At 40.3% G+C, this 16,519-nt stretch carries 10 protein-coding genes; 7 read left to right on the plus strand and 3 right to left on the minus strand.

Going from position 1 to position 16,519, the window contains the following annotated elements; translation table 11 throughout:
* Positions 1–8,574, plus strand: a complete 8,574-nt coding sequence (locus tag EHS13_RS14345; RefSeq protein ID WP_155700994.1) for an S-layer homology domain-containing protein — start codon at positions 1–3, stop codon at positions 8,572–8,574.
* Positions 8,575–8,709: 135 nt separating this feature from the next.
* Here the strand turns inward: EHS13_RS14345 and EHS13_RS14350 are convergent, their stop codons facing one another.
* Positions 8,710–9,738 carry an aldo/keto reductase gene (locus EHS13_RS14350; RefSeq protein WP_155700995.1) on the minus strand — a complete coding sequence of 343 codons (1,029 nt, stop codon included), beginning with the start codon at positions 9,736–9,738 and terminating at the stop codon, positions 8,710–8,712.
* 228 nt (positions 9,739–9,966) lie between these two features.
* Between EHS13_RS14350 and EHS13_RS14355 the strand changes: the two genes are divergently transcribed.
* From EHS13_RS14355 to EHS13_RS14365, 3 genes are all read left to right on the plus strand, one after another.
* Positions 9,967–10,401: a MerR family transcriptional regulator gene (locus EHS13_RS14355; RefSeq protein WP_155700996.1), complete on the plus strand. Its 435-nt coding sequence runs from the start codon at positions 9,967–9,969 to the stop codon at positions 10,399–10,401.
* Positions 10,402–10,511: 110 nt separating this feature from the next.
* Positions 10,512–11,465 (plus strand): peptide-methionine (R)-S-oxide reductase MsrB, encoded by a 954-nt coding sequence (gene msrB, locus EHS13_RS14360; RefSeq protein ID WP_155700997.1) that lies wholly within the window; start codon positions 10,512–10,514, stop codon positions 11,463–11,465.
* Between the two features lie 113 nt (positions 11,466–11,578).
* Positions 11,579–12,484 carry a hypothetical protein gene (locus EHS13_RS14365; RefSeq protein ID WP_155700998.1) on the plus strand — a complete coding sequence of 302 codons (906 nt, stop codon included), beginning with the start codon at positions 11,579–11,581 and terminating at the stop codon, positions 12,482–12,484.
* Between the two features lie 5 nt (positions 12,485–12,489).
* Here the strand turns inward: EHS13_RS14365 and EHS13_RS14370 are convergent, their stop codons facing one another.
* Positions 12,490–12,759 carry a DUF2627 domain-containing protein gene (locus tag EHS13_RS14370; protein ID WP_155700999.1) on the minus strand — a complete coding sequence of 90 codons (270 nt, stop codon included), beginning with the start codon at positions 12,757–12,759 and terminating at the stop codon, positions 12,490–12,492.
* Between the two features lie 194 nt (positions 12,760–12,953).
* Between EHS13_RS14370 and EHS13_RS14375 the strand changes: the two genes are divergently transcribed.
* The 3 genes from EHS13_RS14375 to EHS13_RS14385 are packed head-to-tail and all read left to right on the plus strand — an operon-like array spanning position 12,954 to position 16,320.
* Positions 12,954–13,967, plus strand: coding sequence for a thiamine pyrophosphate-dependent dehydrogenase E1 component subunit alpha (locus EHS13_RS14375; protein ID WP_155701000.1), 1,014 nt, complete (start codon positions 12,954–12,956; stop codon positions 13,965–13,967).
* Positions 13,968–13,972: 5 nt separating this feature from the next.
* Positions 13,973–14,953: an alpha-ketoacid dehydrogenase subunit beta gene (locus EHS13_RS14380; protein ID WP_155701001.1), complete on the plus strand. Its 981-nt coding sequence runs from the start codon at positions 13,973–13,975 to the stop codon at positions 14,951–14,953.
* 23 nt (positions 14,954–14,976) lie between these two features.
* Positions 14,977–16,320, plus strand: a complete 1,344-nt coding sequence (locus EHS13_RS14385; protein ID WP_155701002.1) for a dihydrolipoamide acetyltransferase family protein — start codon at positions 14,977–14,979, stop codon at positions 16,318–16,320.
* A 62-nt stretch (positions 16,321–16,382) separates the two neighbouring features.
* On the opposite strand, the gene prli42 is transcribed toward EHS13_RS14385, so the two are convergent.
* The gene (prli42, locus tag EHS13_RS14390; protein WP_155701003.1) at positions 16,383–16,487 is read right to left on the minus strand and encodes a stressosome-associated protein Prli42; all 105 of its coding nucleotides are present in this window, start codon (positions 16,485–16,487) and stop codon (positions 16,383–16,385) included.
* Positions 16,488–16,519: the final 32 nt, after the last annotated feature.

The following is a 16,519-nucleotide window of genomic DNA, read 5'->3' on the forward strand; positions in this document are numbered from 1 at the left end:
ATGATGAAGAAGAAATTATCAGTTATTATGATTTTTATGCTTTTGTTTCAATTTGTTTCAGGAATATTTGCTACATCTGTTGGGGCAACAATTAATCCTAATACTTCTACCGGAATAACTGTTTTTACGCATGTATATGGTGAAACTGTATTAGGTCGAGATTCGATAGTTTATGTCACTACAAAAAATGAATCTGCTGCCTGGGCATTTAATGTCGGGATCGAAGTTGTGCTAGATGATGGATTGCAAATAAGTGATTCTCAAGCGCCAGCTCCAACAAGCAAGACAGGCAATTCTTTAGAAAAGCAAACAGCTTACTGGCAGGACATTAAGGATCTTGCTCCTGGAGAATCATTTGAGTTCCCTGTAAAAGTGAATTCATTGGAGAAATACAGAATACTTTCCAGCAAAGGATATGTACCTTTTAAAGCTGTACCTGAATTTGTTGTAAATGTTCACGCTAGTAAATTTCCACGTATTCTAAATGATCCGCCAAATGAAGTCAGTGCTACTACGACTCAAATCTTAAAAATCATGCCTTTTTCAATAATAGTGACGAACCCTAGCAAGCAGCTTAAGGGAGCTAGCGGATCTGTAGAGGTACAATCATCACACCCGAGTGAGTGGGGGGCAGGGAATTATGAATACAATATAGTGAATAATACTCGATTTGAGACAAAATTCAATTCATTGACAAGTTTATTGGGTGGAAGTCTAGAAGCGTATAACTTTACGGATACACAACCTACAACAGTTAATAAGATGGAAACAAATAATAAACGTTCTAGCCAATGGGTAAATTTGTATGTGCCTGAGAATAGCGATAAATCACTAAAGTTTAAAGCAGCGTTTTTAAATAATGATACGGTGGATAGTGATACGGACAATGATGGAGCTATTCTTACTCATGGCGCAACAGTCTCGAATACAATTCAATATAATGCAACTGTTGATAATATAAACTTTATTAGTAATGCAGATATTCCAAGTGCTAATATCGAGTACAACTCTACTCCGATGGATATTATTATAGATAAATCAGTAATTCAAACTTCAACACATTATGCAGATACTTTGGAGTATACGTTGACCATAACAACAAATGAATACTATCAAGCGGATACTGTTGTTGTAACAGATATCATTGGCGATGGACAATCTTTTGGCAGCTATGTACTTCAGACTGGCTTAATAGATGCAACTAATCCTGCTCCAGCACCTAATCCTGTTGCAGCTAAAGCTAGTGATGGAACTACAACATTTACTTGGAATATTGGTACAATGCTGCCTAAGAAATCGGTCACGTTGCATTATACAACTACGGTCGATAATACTTGGGCTGGCGCTCCATATGCACCCAATTCAATATATGCAGGAGATAACATTCACAACTGGTCAAAAGTAACTGCGCATACGGTTCCATCAGGCATAGTAAGCGACAGTGACTCGACATCAGTTCCAATTGCAGTTCCAAAAATTACTGAAGAAATAACAAGTGTCGCAGATGCAGCATTTGTTACTCCTATTACTAGTGAATTGGCAAAAGCAACTGTTGGCGATAAAGTGAATTTTAGAATAACTTATGATGCATCGAATGTCGATGCCAAACAGCATGAAGTTGTCGTATATGATTACCTTCCGTTAGGCACATTGCCAGATAATGCAGCAGTACTAGCAGGAAATGGAGAAGATGATGTAGCTGATTTAGTAGGATTGGACTTGAATCTCGTTAAGCCTGAATACATTGCCGATCTGCATGCTTTAGTTTGGACACTTGATGACGTGGATGAGTTGATGACACTTTCAGTAGATGTACCCGTTGTTGTCATCGATGCTACTGATTATGTGAAGCTTGATAAAAGTGAGCAAAACTTAGTCGTATTATCCTACAAAAACTCGCCTGGACGAATCAAGAGTGAACGAGATACCGTGAAATTGCAATACGTGGAGCCCTATATTGAGCTAAGTCGTAAGATTAATACAACTATAGTTGATTCGAGTTCAGTTACAGTAAATGGTGGACAGAGTGTATTAGTTTCGGTTTATTTAACTAATAACTCAACTACTTCAACTGCTTTTAATGTAAAATTTATTGATACATTGCCTCCTGAATTGGAGAATCCATCTAGTGTTAGTGATGGATCAACGCCAAACCTTAACAATATTGCTTTTAATGAGATTCCGTCTATTGCTCCTGGTCAGACCATTACATTTAGTTACAGAGCAACTGTTATCAATCCAATCGGTGTAAGCAAGGAAATAAGTGAAAGCTCGAAATGGGACTATTATAGTCAATCCGGCCATAAAGGAAGGCATTATATCGATCCCACGGATCCAAGCAATATCACAAGAGAAACCTTACATGTAACAATGAAAACGGAGGACGTTGCAATTACAAAAACGGTTGTAGATTCAACATCTCCAACTTTTGGTGATAGTGATGTTCAAGTTGGAGATAAGGTTGTCTATAAAATTATCGTTACTGTCCCAAAGAATGAAGTGATGTATGATGCGTTTATTACAGATGATATTCCAGCTGGACAGACCTTACTGAATGTGTATGCAGTAAATCAATATATACCATCCAGTCATTCTGGAACACCATTGTCCAATACGACATATTCCCAATCCGGAGCTGCAAACACATCGGAAATAGTAAGGATTCCACAATATGGCGCGTCTCTTCCGCAAACACTTGGGGTTAGCGCCTCAACACCAACTTATACTTATTTTATCGAAACCAAGGTTGTTCGCATCACAGATGATTCGGATCAAGAAACTCAGAAATCCAAAGCACAAATACATTGGAAAGATCAGATTTCGGGTGGAGATCCACGGAGTAAAGAATCCTCCAACGCTCAGGTTATTGTATCTAAACCAAATTTAAAAGCGACAATTACTCCTCTTAATGCCGATATGGAAAAAGGAGAAACGCAAACGATTATATTTAAGTTGGAAAACATTGGAACAAGTGAAGCTTATGATTTTGTACCAACGATAAAATTGCCTGCAGGGTTTAAAGTAGCTGATTTAGCTAGTACATCTCCTTTATTGGAAGATTCTGATGTCTCTGGAAATATCGATGACGGTTTTACACTTACTTATGATATTCAAAATTTAGCAAAAGCAGCAAGCACTACCTTTTCATTCCCGCTAATGCTAGAACAAGTGAAGGGTTCAGGCTCGAGCCATCATGTAAATGGAGCGTCGGGAGTCTACTATTCGACTCATTCAGCATTTGTTAATAACAGCACGGATGAGAATGAGAAATTTCCTACTGCTCCTGCATCAAGCACAATTAAAGTACCTGGACTTCAATTGACTAATAAGATCATTGGCACAAGCAATGGAATAAGCCCGGGGGATTTAACACAGATTCGCCCAGGAGATTTGCTTGATTATGAGTTAGAAGTAATCATTCCAGATGGAACTAATGCTTACAATCTAATTGTTGAGGACACTTTGCCATCGCTTGAAAAGTTCGATTTAATAGGGACCGACTTAGATGGCTCAACACAAACTGTTTCCTCAACAACCTATAAATATACCTTTATTGGGGAAATTGACGCATCAGGGTCAGAGAAGAAGAAAACAATTGTTTTACATTTAAGGGCCAAAACAGATGGTTCTTTTGCAAACGACACTGAAAATGCAACTAGCTCGGCTACTGCTAAATGGGAGACGGCACTTTCAGGAGGTAATCTTTTGACAACAAGTCCTGAAAAAACCAACACAATAGCTGTGATTCGCCCTATACTCAGTATTAGTGCAACTCCAGTTATAGGCAATCCACAATTTGCAAGTAACAACAAAACGATAAACATACAGTATCTGCTTACTAATACAGGAGCAGGAAAAGCATATGGAACGAATGTAGAAGTTCCCATTTTACCTGGGCTGTCTGTTGTTGAGAGCACAATTAAATCAGCGGGTACAGCTAGCGGCAGTTTAATTGAAGCAACTGGAGGATCAGGCGGGAAAGTAGTTTGGAACAATCTCACTGTCAACGGAAATAACAGCACACTCGTATTATCATTTGATGTGGAGTTGTCGGCTAATTCTCCAGTGCAAGGCGCGGGTATTACAGAGCTTGATCTGATAGCTGCATTGAAACAATATAAATCAATTGCTACCATTTCAGGAGATCAACATGCTAAAACATATATGCCTAATGAACATGCTACTCATACTTTAACTGTAGCTCCGCTTACTCTTGATGTAACGGTGACAGCAAACACATACATGCCAGGTAATACAACGAAAGTACGTCCAGGCGATCAACTGACCTATAGGATCGACTTAAATACGACAGATAACAGTACCGTTTATCATCCTATTTTAAATTTGACAGGCTTAGTAGATCAAGTAATTATCAGTGTGAAACAAGGCAACACTACAATTCCACTAACTGAGAATATTGGTTATATCTTATCAGTTCCTGTAATTGGTGATTCACCAATCTCAGATGACTCTAAATTGACTGTGGTAACAAGGGTTAATACGAATACGAACTATAGTAATCCACACGATACTTCCTTTAAGCCGACAATTAGCTATAAAACTGCAGACACGAATGATAGCGATAAGCTAGCAACGGTTTCGCAATTGGTACAAACTGTTGTTGAACCTGTGTTGACACTAGAAATCACTCAAGATAAGCCTGATCTTTCCACTCCAGGTGAGGAAGTTACTTATACTGTCACTGTTGGTAATGCTTCAGGGAATAGTGATGCTTTTAACGCTAATCTAGATCTAAGTGTTTCTTCAAAGATTTACTTGTCACATGTAGCTTTGGCAGAAGTCAATGATATCGTTACTTCAAATAGTGGTCCTACAGGAAACGGAACAATCCATTGGATAATTGGATCTATTCCTAAAGGCAATTCAGCAATTCTGAAATTCAAAGCTGCTGCTAAAGATGCAACAACAGTAACGACGGCTATTTATGGTGAAGCCAAATTAAAGGAATATTATTCAATTCCAGGCTCTGTACTACCAGGAGATGGAGGGAAGAAGTATACATCGTTACTTACGAATACAGCAACCGGGGTAGTAAAAGGTACACATGCATTAGATCTTACTCATACCTATTCGATCACTGCGGGCAAATCACAAGAATTTCCGCATACATTGAAAAACAATGGTGCAGGTAGAGATACTTTCACCTTATCGCTTCAAAATGGGATCTATCCTACAGATTTGTTTGCAGGGACGGATATGGTCAATCCAATTGCCAAGGGCAAACTGGATGAAGGCGTTTGGAAATGGGAGATACTTAACCTAGGTTATAGCAGTAATGGAAACAGTACTGGCGAAATTGTTGTTGATCTCGCAGCTGGAGCTATTATAACGCTGAAACTTGTTGTGAATGTACCTGTTACAACTCAATATGATAATCTTGCTAATACGACTGTTCTACAAGCTGTCAGCAAATACCATATATCGCCGATAAGTGTTGAATCTGTCAATGACACTCTTACCGTAACAGGTACTCCATTAGACGGTTGGGTCGGTAATCAACTGCCATTAGGACCTCTCGCGCCAAGAATTCATAACCCAGCAACAAGCAATGATTGGATGCTTCCTGTATTTGGGCAATATGATTCAATGACCCTGCAAGCTGTAAGTGCTGTTAACGTTAAAGCAGTAGTAGCCATTTATACGGTTAACTCGGAAGTAGTTGAAACAAAATTAACACTGGTTAATCCTAATTTTGTTGATGTGGGATATAAACAATGGACAGGTGTCTCGCGTCTGCCATTCTCAATAACAACCGGAACATATGGCACTATTTATAAAGCATACGATGCTGTAGCTGTTCCAAGAGTAGAATTGGAAACAGACACATATAATGACGAAGCTTTAAGTGTTGGCGGCAATAATAAGTTTAAATTACGCCAGAGCTTAACGGTTGAAGGAACTATAACGGATTTGAGTACGCATAACAATCTTGCAGGAGCAAAGGTTGTACTGTATGATCCGCTCAATAAAGTGGTTGTGGCTACTCTTCTTGAAACAACCAGCAATGGACATTATAGTTTTTCCAATATAAATGTTGGAGAATATGAGCTACTTGTAATAAAATCGGGATATTCTCAAACAACGAAACGTTTCTATGCTTTACCGGAAGATGACACATCGAATACTGTAATTGTCGATGCAGCACTCTCGCCATATAAGATCACAATGACAGCAAACCCTTCGACAATACTTGGAGATGGCGTTTCGCAAAGTATACTGACTGCGATCGTTTCTGATAATGAGGGGAATGCGCTTGATGGTGTTACAGTTACATTTACAGCCCCTAAAGGTACCTTCTCTTCAACAAGTAATGGAACGTTTGTTGCAGCTTCCATAAGTGCTATAACGGATGAACACGGGATTGCGCATGTACAATTCAAATCAGATATAATTGCTGGAACTGCATCTGTTCGATTCCCAGTTAATGCAGATGTATCTGACCCAATAAATAATTTGTATGCTAATGGACAGATCATCGTCACGTTTGATCCTGGAGCAATTGTCGGTATTGTTACTGAAACTTTAAAAGACGAGAGTGGCAATCTTATCTCTAAGCCAGTTAAAGGAGCAATTGTTACGGTTTCGAAAAAAGAAGGCAATGAAGTAATATTCTCTGCCACAATGACTACAGCTGAAAATGGAGCTTATAAAATCGCTATACCAGTAGGTAACACGGATTACGATGTCGTTATCACGAAACCAATACTGGTAGGGACTCAAACAAAAATGGTAGATTTTCCACAAGTAGCCCATGCTGGAGCGATTATTGCCGGAATCTATAAGGAATTCCCTGCTGAGAAAACAGGAAGTGGCTTATTAATTTTCAAAACGCAATCCGGAGAAGAAACATTGCTTGAAGTTGCTCTCGCGCAAAGAATACAAGGGTATTTAATTAAAGTAATCGATCCGTCATTGCCACAAGAAGTTCCGATTCCAGTGACAATTAACGATAACGGGACATTCAATGCACCGAACCTGGATCCGGGAACTTATCAATTTGCAATCACATATAAGGATGAAAACGCACATGAATTGATTTTAGGAAGTAAGTTACCGACGATAGTTATCGGTAACAATGGAGCTTTAATTGGAGAAATGAACATAGCTCTTGGATTAATCGATCCTTATGGTACAGTAACAGATATAGATACTGGATTACCAATTGCTGGAGCGCATGTTACGCTATTTTATGCCAATACTCCAAGGAATCTTGCGAATGTAACAACTCCACCCGTAGGACAAACTGAATCGCCAATACCGGGTACCTTAGTTCATGTACCGCAGATTCTTTCATTTGCTCCATTTGATAACTTAAGCCCAGAGCAAATTACTTTGATTGACGGACAATATGCTTGGATGGTTTATGACCATACAGACTATTATGTCGAAACTACTAAACCAGGGTATTACTCCAATACGAGTGGAACTCTTAGTGTAGACGGTGCAATCGTTAAATATGACCCTAAGCTGAAAAGAATTCCATCACCGGCAGCACAGCAGGAAGACGCAGTCGCTCCAGTCGCTCCAATCGTTCAAACCCAAGCAGACTTAGCTGTACAGCTTCTAAGTGATAATGCTGCTTATCCTGAGGAAGGCATCGTTACATTTACAATCAATTATCTGAATAAATCAGATGTGATTGTTAAAGGTGTTACAGTTAAGGCTCAAATTCCACAATATACAGATATATTAGAAGCAGCAGATGGAAAAGTTACAGGCTCTGAGATCACTTGGAAAATTGGCGATCTAGCACCTAAAGCATCAGGAACGATTGTTTACAAAGTAAAAGTTAAAGCTAATTCATTGCCACAAGCTGAAGTTAAAGTAACAAATGAAGCTACCATAGCTTCAACTGATACTTTAGTGAATCTTGAAGATGATAAATCACCACTAAGTATCTTGTTATTCACATCACGTTTTGGTGATCAAGGACATGAGCGTTACATTAAGGGTTATCCAGATGGTAACTTTAAACCTAATCGTGCGATTACACGTGCTGAAATTGCAGCTATCTTCTCACGAATTATGGATTTACAGAGCACAGTAACAGGTGAGAAATTCTATACAGATATTACAGCAACCTTCTGGGCTAAAGAATACATTGAGACAGCAACAAGAGTTGGGTTGTTCACAGGCTATGAGAATGGCGGCTTCAGACCAGATGCTCCAATTACACGTGCCGAGTTAAGCACGGTTATCTTCAGATATTTGAAACTTACAGATCGTGCTCCAATCAAGCTAGACTTTACGGATATTGAAACACACTGGGCGAAGAATGCCATCGAAGAGATTTTCCGTTATCACATTATTACAGGATACCCGGATAAAACCTTCCGTCCTGGAGCAGATATGATTCGTACTGAGGCTGTTACGATGATCAACCGATTGTTGAATCGTGGTCCATTGTATGGAGCTGAAGTAAGCTTTCCAGATGTTAATGCTACACACTGGGCATTTGGTCAGGTTGAGGAAAGTGCCATTACTCACGAGTACAAACGTTTTGATAATGGTTCTGAGCAGATGACTAAATATATTCCTGAGCCGCTTTGGTAGAATTAAAGTAAAAGTATAACTTAAAGCCTGAATTCACTTAGAAATTTAAGTGAATTCAGGCCTTTCTATTTCTCATACAGAGGATATTCTTGAAAATAAGTTTGAAAGCTCTTTTCTTTTTACACTCACTCGTTATTAGTTGCGTTTAGCAATTTTTCCAGCGAATTGACCATGAAGGGCATGTTGAAACTGATCCAATTCCAGAAAATCATGCGGGAATCCCAGAGAGATACTACTGGCTTTGGCTAACAAATCCATTTGTTCAGGTGTCAACTCGAAGGTTAGGCAGTTTAAATTATCTTTGATCTGCTTTTCCGTTCTTGCCCCGATAATCGGGATCGGCGTCCCATCCTGCTGCCTGATCCAATTGAGGGCTATTTGGGCAGGAGCTCTGCCAATCTCTTGAGCAATGCTTTCGACCGTTTCCAGAATGGAGCGGTTTCTTTCCGAAAGACTTTCCCCAATAAAATCAACCCGTTTCGAGTCCTGAGGTCTGCCTCCTTTATATTTGCCGGACAAGATACCGCCACCTAACGGGGCCCAGGCGGTTACCCCAATGTCCAATGCTTTTGCCATGGGGATTAACTCGCGCTCCGCCTCCCTTTGAACCAAGCTATACGACACCTGCAATCCGGTAAATGGGGTCCAACCGCGCAATTCCGCCATTGTATTGGCTTTTGCGACAATCCACGCCGGAGTATCGGAGATGCCGATGTAGAGGATTTTTCCAGCTCGTACCTGGTCATCCAATGCTCGCATAACCTCTTCAACAGGTGTCATAAAATCCCATGCGTGCAGCCAATACATATCAATATAATCGGTTTTCAACCGTTTCAAGCTTGCGTCTAGAGACTGAACTAGGTTTTTGCGGTGATTTCCTCCACCGTTCGGGTCCTTCGGGTTCATGGTCAGTGAATATTTCGTGGCGATGACAAGTTTCTCTCGTTCTGATGCGATAAATTCCCCAAGGAATTCTTCGCTCTCGCCTCCCGTATATTGATTGGCTGTGTCAATCAGATTTCCTCCTGCCTCAACATAAGTGTCAAAGATTTTTCTGCTTTCCGTTTTATCTGCTCCCCATCCCCAGCTATCTCCGAATGTCATCGTACCCAAAGCGATGTCCGAGACCCTTAAGCCACTTTTGCCTAGTAATTTGTATTCCATTTGACTTCACTTCCCTTTCAATTTTTAAATCTCCTCTCGTACAATTCAAATCCTACACCCTAAAGTTCACTTTAGGTCAAGCGATTATTTTTAAATTCTGTTTAGCGTAAAAGTGTTTATCGATATAAGTTCCAATCTTGGTTTATTGTTGTCTATGGAGTATATTCTAAATAATAAAGAACAACATGTTTCGATTAATTCATTAACGGGAGGTGGATCACATTGAGAATGAACGAGGAATTAACAATCGGCCAGGTGGCAGAAAAGACGGGTTTGTCCATCCCTACCATAAGATATTATGAAAAAGAAGGTATTCTGCCGTTCATCAAAAGAAACGAAAGTGGAATACGTATTTTTGAATATGAGGATATCCAGTGGATCAATCTTCTTAACTGTCTTCGCAATACGGGTATGCCAATAGCTCAGCTTAAAGATTATGCGGATCTTACTTTACTAGGCGACCAAACTGGTGAAAAACGTTTGGGAATTCTTGAGAAACAAAAAGAAAAGATAGAAGAACAAGTGAATACATTGAAGTCTCACATCGATCTGCTCAATCTTCAAATGGAGTGGTACCCTAGATTAAAAAAAGAAAATGTTCAATTTGATCAAGCAATGAAAGCGTGGTTAAAGGAAGGTAAGTTACCATCTGACCAAGAGTAAACTCTAATACTTTTTTATCTTTTAACACCTATATCATCCTCGTTTGGACACCCCATAAACGTGTGATATAATAAAGGTAGTTTTTGGACCAATTGAAGGAGTGATTAAACATGTCTCAAGAATTAGCAACATTTGCTGGCGGTTGTTTCTGGTGTATGGTTTCACCATTTGACGAGCTTCCAGGCATTATAAAAGTAGTCTCGGGCTATACCGGTGGACATAAAGAAAATCCAACCTATAAAGAGGTTTGCTCCGAAACGACAGGTCATAAAGAAGCGGTGCAGATTACGTTCGATCCAGCTATTTTTCCATATAAAAGGTTGCTTGAACAATATTGGGCTAGTGTGGATCCAACTGATGCAGGGGGTCAGTTTTTTGATCGTGGCGAATCCTATGGGACTGCCATTTATTATCATGGTGAAGAACAACGCGTTGCAGCAGAAGCATCTAAGAAGGCTTTAGAGGAAAGTGGACGGTTCACTAAAACAATTGTGACTCCAATTCTGCCAGCAGTCACTTTCTACCCAGCAGAAGACTATCATCAAGATTATCATAAGAAAAATACAAGCCACTACAAGTCTTATCGTCAGGGCTCTGGTCGCGATCGTTTTATTGAAAGCCACTGGAATTCGGAGAAAGATAAAGAGCTATTAAAGAAGAAACTCACTAGAATTCAATATGAAGTCACACAAAATAACGGTACAGAGCCTGCATTTCATAATGAGTTCTGGGATCATAAGCAAGCTGGAGTGTATGTAGATATTGTTTCTGGAGCTCCTTTATTCACTTCATTGGATAAGTTTGATTCAGGCTGTGGCTGGCCGAGTTTCACAAAACCAATGATTCCTGAAACGGTTGAAGAAAAAGTGGATCGTACTCACGGTATGAAGCGAGTGGAAGTACGCAGTGCGGATTCTGATTCTCACCTTGGTCATGTTTTTAATGATGGTCCTGCTCAAACAGGTGGATTGCGTTATTGCATCAACTCTGCAGCCTTACGGTTTGTTCCTAAGGAAGAGCTTGATAAAGAAGGCTTGGGCAGCTATTTGCCTTTGTTTAATTGATGGTTTAACTACCTCGAAACCACTTATCCAATTAAGTGGTTTTTTTGGTTTATACGGTGGGTGTTTATGTATTATAATAGCTAAGAAGCATATAGGAATGGAGTTAATAGGGAATGAAAACTTTTTTTGGACAGATGAACCAAGGGCGTGAACCAGATCGTTCGGGCAGGTGGATTAAGCATCGGCAAGAGATCAAGCATTTGATTCAGAGCAGTATAGGCAAGCTTGGTCCGAAGGATGAAGTGATTATTCTGGGGGCAGGTAATTGCGATGATTTTGATTTGGAGGACTTGGCAAAACGATTCCATTTGATTATTCTGGCAGACATTGATACAGATTCCATGCAAAATGCGGTTAAAGCGTTGGATCCCCAGCTGCAGCTTAGTATAAAGTGCTTGGATTCCCTTGATTTTACAGGCTTGGACCAGGTAGATTTCTATGCTCGATTTCAAAGCTTACTGGATAATCAAGCACCTGCGGCGAGATTGATTACTTTTTTTAAAGAGATTTCTAGAGAGGTTGGGTTAAAGCCTGTTCTAGCGCATCTTAAGCAACGGTTTGCTGCGGTGATTTCATCAGCTGTACATACACAGTTATTTTATCTTCATGCGCTCACGGTATTTGCTATTTATGCGAAATTGTATGCAAAAAATGATGTGAATCAGATTGTCGATGGTATGGCCGAATTGAGAGATTTTCTGTTGCGGCAATATAATGAAATGCTCTTCTCATTAGCCCGGCCAAATGGCACAGTTATTATGTGGACAGATATCGTTCTGCTTGATGCACAAACTGAATTTATCAGAGAAATGCTCTATTCTTTGACGACTGAAGCAGAAAGAGTTCAGTTTATGGTGCGAATTATGGGGAGCTATGGAATTGAATCCGCCGTACTTGCTTTACAGGATATGCATGATAAAATGGCAGTGGATGGCAAGCTTCTCCGCTCATGGATTTGGCCGTTTAATGCAGAGAAGCAATTCATAACTGTTGGTATTTCGGGACGAGCTAGTACGTAGAGAAATTAAGATTTCTTGCGTTTTGGCTTAAAGCGTGGAGCTAGGTAGTTTCGTTTGCGATCCCGATAAAAGGTCCAACCACCAATAAAAGCAATTCCGATTGCAAATAAGAACAAACCAAGAATCATTTTGCCCCAGAGCACATGAGGGTTAGTGACGGGATCTCCAAATTGCGCGAAAAAGGCATCCTTCATTGCCAGAAAACCATAGGTTGCTGTCACTCCAGGAATAACTAGTAGCAGAACAGCAATAAAACGTTTGACTTTATCATTCATTATGAACATCCTTTGTAGTATGATATTTCCTATCATACTAGTAAACGTTATATGTGTCTAATTCACTTATATGGCTAAACCGTATAAAACGGTTGCCATCCGAATTTAAACGATTTATAATGAAGGTTATAGCGGCAAGTCTTAGGACCAGGTAATAAATTATTCTTTTAGTATACTTATAGGAGGCTGACTCCATGTCTATCGGACAATTAACTAAACACCAAAAGCTAGGACTTACAGACGTACAAGCAGTGGAGATGTATCGCAGTATGATGCGCGCGCGAAAGTTTGATGAACGAGGTTTCTTATTGCAGCGTTCAGGTAAAATTGCGTTTCATGTTTCTGGGATTGGTCAGGAAACCGCTCAGGTTGCAGCAGCTTTTGCTTTGAATCAGGAACAGGACTACTTTTTTCCTTATTATCGTGATTATGGATTTGTGCTTTCTCTCGGTATGACATTGCGTGAGCTGATGCTTTCTGTCTTCTTGAAAGCGGAGGATCCGAATAGCGGCGGCAGACAGATGCCAGGACATTTTGGCCACAAAAAGCTGCGCATTGTTACAGGCTCGAGCCCGGTAACTACTCAAGTTCCTCATGCAGTCGGATTCGCTCTAGCGGCAAAGATGCAAAAGCAAGAGGGAGTCTCATTCGTCACTTTTGGCGAGGGCTCTAGTAATCAAGGGGATTTCCATGAAGGCTGTAATTTCGCTGGGGTACATAAGCTCCCGGTTATCCTGATGTGTGAGAATAATCAATATGCGATTTCTGTGCCGTTGAGCCAACAAATTTCTGGCAATATATATGAGCGTGCTATAGGCTATGGTTTTCCTGGTATTCGAGTTGATGGCAATGATGCGCTTGAGGTATATCGTGTAGTTAAAGAAGCACGGGAACGGGCTGTGAAAGGCGAGGGACCGACTTTAATCGAAGCGATGATGTATCGAATTTCCCCTCACTCTACGGCTGATAATGATATGTTATATCGCACACAGGAAGAAGTCGATCTACACAAAAAAGACGATGGTATTCCTAAATACAAGCAATATCTAATAGATAGCGGGATTTGGTCCGAGGAAAAAGATTTGGCATTAATCGAACAGCTTGCTATAGAAATCAACGATGCAACCAATTATGCAGATAAGTCCCCTTTTCCTAAGCCAGAGGATGTTATGCTGCATGTTTATGCCGATAATGAAGTGGAGGCTTAATTGCTATGGCAGTTATGACGTATTTAGAAGCGATTCGTTCGGCCATGGAAGACGAGATGCGACGCGATCCTAATGTATTCGTATTGGGTGAGGACGTCGGTAAAGGCGGAGTAAATAACACAACGAAAGGGTTGCGTGATCTCTTTGGCGCAGCTCGTGTATTGGATACCCCGTTAGCTGAATCTGCAATTGTTGGCGTATCAATTGGTGCAGCCATGCAAGGGATGCGTCCAGTTGCCGAGATTCAATTCGCTGACTTTATCTTTCCTGCAACGAATCAAATTATTAGCGAAGCAGCTAAAATCAGATACCGCTCCAATGGAGATTGGAATTGTCCAATAGTCATTCGTGCACCCTATGGTGCCACTGGAGGAGGAGCTTTGTATCACTCGCAATGCCCAGAATCTGTATTCTTCGGAACACCAGGATTAAAATTAGTTGCTCCCTCAACACCTTATGATGCTAAAGGCTTAATGAGAGCTGCTATTCGTGATGAGGATCCAGTGCTGTTCTTTGAACATAAAAAATGTTATTTATCCATCTCCAGCGAAGTGCCGGATGAAGATTATATTGTGCCAATTGGTAAAGCAGATGTGAAACGAGAGGGTACAGATATTACCGTAATCTCTTATGGAATGACCGTACATTATTGCTTGAAGGCTGCAGAAGAGCTGGAAAAAGAAGGTATTAGCGCGCATGTCCTCGATTTGCGCACTTTACAGCCACTTGATAAGGAAGCTGTGCTTGCGGCAGTGGCCAAAACAGGTAAGGTTCTGATCGTACATGAAGATAATAAGACGGGCGGCGTAGGTGCAGAGGTTTCTGCAATTATTGCTGAGGAGCTGTTCTTTCAATTGGATGCTCCTATTATGCGTTTATGTGCACCGGATGTGCCTGCAGTAGGAATGAGTCCTGCACTTGAAAAGTTTTATTTATTAAACCCAGATAAAGTCATGGAAGCTATGCGTAATCTGGCAATGCTATAACCGAAATAGAACGGGGTGGATAGATGGAAGGCTCGAAGCTTAAAGGAACCGAAGTTACTGTCCCTCATTTAGCAGAAACCTTGGTTTCCGCTACAGTAGGTAAATGGATGGTTAAACCTGGCGACTATGTTCGTGAATATGATATTATTTGTGAGCTTCTAACAGAAAAGGTTAATGTAGAAATGCCATCTCCTATTGAAGGAACTATTCTTGAGATTCTAGTGCAAGAAGGGGTTACTGCCTTGGTCGGAGAAGCTATATGTTTAATTGAAGAGCCTGCAAATGGTTTAAAGCAATCAGGAGGCAACATTCCAGCCACAGCCTCTCAAGCTATCTCAGGGGCTATTCCTCCAGTTATAACTGGAGATATTTCGTTGCGCGGACGGTTCTCGCCGGCTGTATTGAATTTAGCAACTGAGCAAAAAGTTGACTTGGATCAGATCGCGGGTACAGGTCTAGGTGGTAGAATTACAAGGAAAGACGTTGAGTTATATATAACTCGAGGTGGACATTCTAATTCTAAGCCAGCTGCTGCACCCGTAGTTCAGGAGTCAAAATCAAGCATAGAATCGCCTGAAAAGGTTATTTCACATTTGCGTTCGTCCGGATTACACTTATCTGAAAGTATTAATGTACCTGGTGGAGAAGTGGTCTCGAATAATGAACGAAAAGATGAATATTATATCAATCTAACACCGATGCGCAGTGCGATCGCAAGAAATATGCGTCAAAGCGTCACGGAAATCCCGCATGGCTGGATGATGATTGAAGTCGATATGACGAATTTAGTGGCTTTGCGCAACAAACTGAAGGATGATTTCAATCGCAATGAAGGCATTAATTTAACGTACTTGGCTTTTTTGATGAAGGCCGTTGTGAATGCAATTAAAGACTATCCCATTATGAATTCATTCTGGGGAGTGGATAAAATTGTCGTTAAGCGGGATATTAATATTTCACTGGCCGTTGGGACAGAGGATTCATTAACCGTACCTGTTATTAAAAAGGCAGATGAGAAGAATATTGCTGGGCTTGCCAAAGAAATCGATCTGGTTACCAAAAAAGCAAGAAGCGGCAAATTGACGTTAGCGGATAGCGAAGGTGGTACTTTTACCATTAACAATACCGGTTCTTTTGGATCGATTCTGTCACATCCGATTATCAATTATCCACAAGCAGCTATTCTTACTTTTGAATCCATCGTCAAACGTCCTGTTGTTATTCAAGACATGATTGCGGTTCGTTCCATGGTGAATTTGTGTCTTTCCTTGGATCATCGGATATTGGATGGCGTTATCTGTGGAAGGTTTTTACAACGAGTTAAGGAAAACCTGGAGAGCTTTACATTGGATACCAAGCTTTATTAAAAATAGTTTTAAGTAGCAAAAGTTATGAGAAACATGGTCACATGTTTCTCATTGCGATTTTCTTATTTATCGACGACGAAGCTTAAGCTTATCATTAATGTGGAAGCTACCATGGCAAACAGCATAATATAGACAACAATACGGAAACCATTTTTCTTTTTTCGCAAGTAATTCAACTCCTTTTATATATAATTATTAA

The sequence above is a fragment of the Paenibacillus psychroresistens genome, assembly GCF_009728935.1.
Lineage (GTDB): Bacteria > Bacillota > Bacilli > Paenibacillales > NBRC-103111 > Paenibacillus_AC > Paenibacillus_AC psychroresistens.

Excerpts from the sequence above, each read along its gene's own strand:
- EHS13_RS14365 (WP_155700998.1), top strand. The coding sequence starts at position 11,579 with ATGAAAACTTTTTTTGGACAGATGAACCAAGGGCGTGAACCAGATCGT.
- EHS13_RS14380 (WP_155701001.1), top strand. The coding sequence starts at position 13,973 with ATGGCAGTTATGACGTATTTAGAAGCGATTCGTTCGGCCATGGAAGAC.
- EHS13_RS14370 (WP_155700999.1), bottom strand. The coding sequence starts at position 12,759 with ATGAATGATAAAGTCAAACGTTTTATTGCTGTTCTGCTACTAGTTATT.
- EHS13_RS14355 (WP_155700996.1), top strand. The coding sequence starts at position 9,967 with ATGAACGAGGAATTAACAATCGGCCAGGTGGCAGAAAAGACGGGTTTG.
- EHS13_RS14345 (WP_155700994.1), top strand. The coding sequence starts at position 1 with ATGATGAAGAAGAAATTATCAGTTATTATGATTTTTATGCTTTTGTTT.
- EHS13_RS14375 (WP_155701000.1), top strand. The coding sequence starts at position 12,954 with ATGTCTATCGGACAATTAACTAAACACCAAAAGCTAGGACTTACAGAC.
- msrB (WP_155700997.1), top strand. The coding sequence starts at position 10,512 with ATGTCTCAAGAATTAGCAACATTTGCTGGCGGTTGTTTCTGGTGTATG.
- EHS13_RS14385 (WP_155701002.1), top strand. The coding sequence starts at position 14,977 with ATGGAAGGCTCGAAGCTTAAAGGAACCGAAGTTACTGTCCCTCATTTA.
- EHS13_RS14350 (WP_155700995.1), bottom strand. The coding sequence starts at position 9,738 with ATGGAATACAAATTACTAGGCAAAAGTGGCTTAAGGGTCTCGGACATC.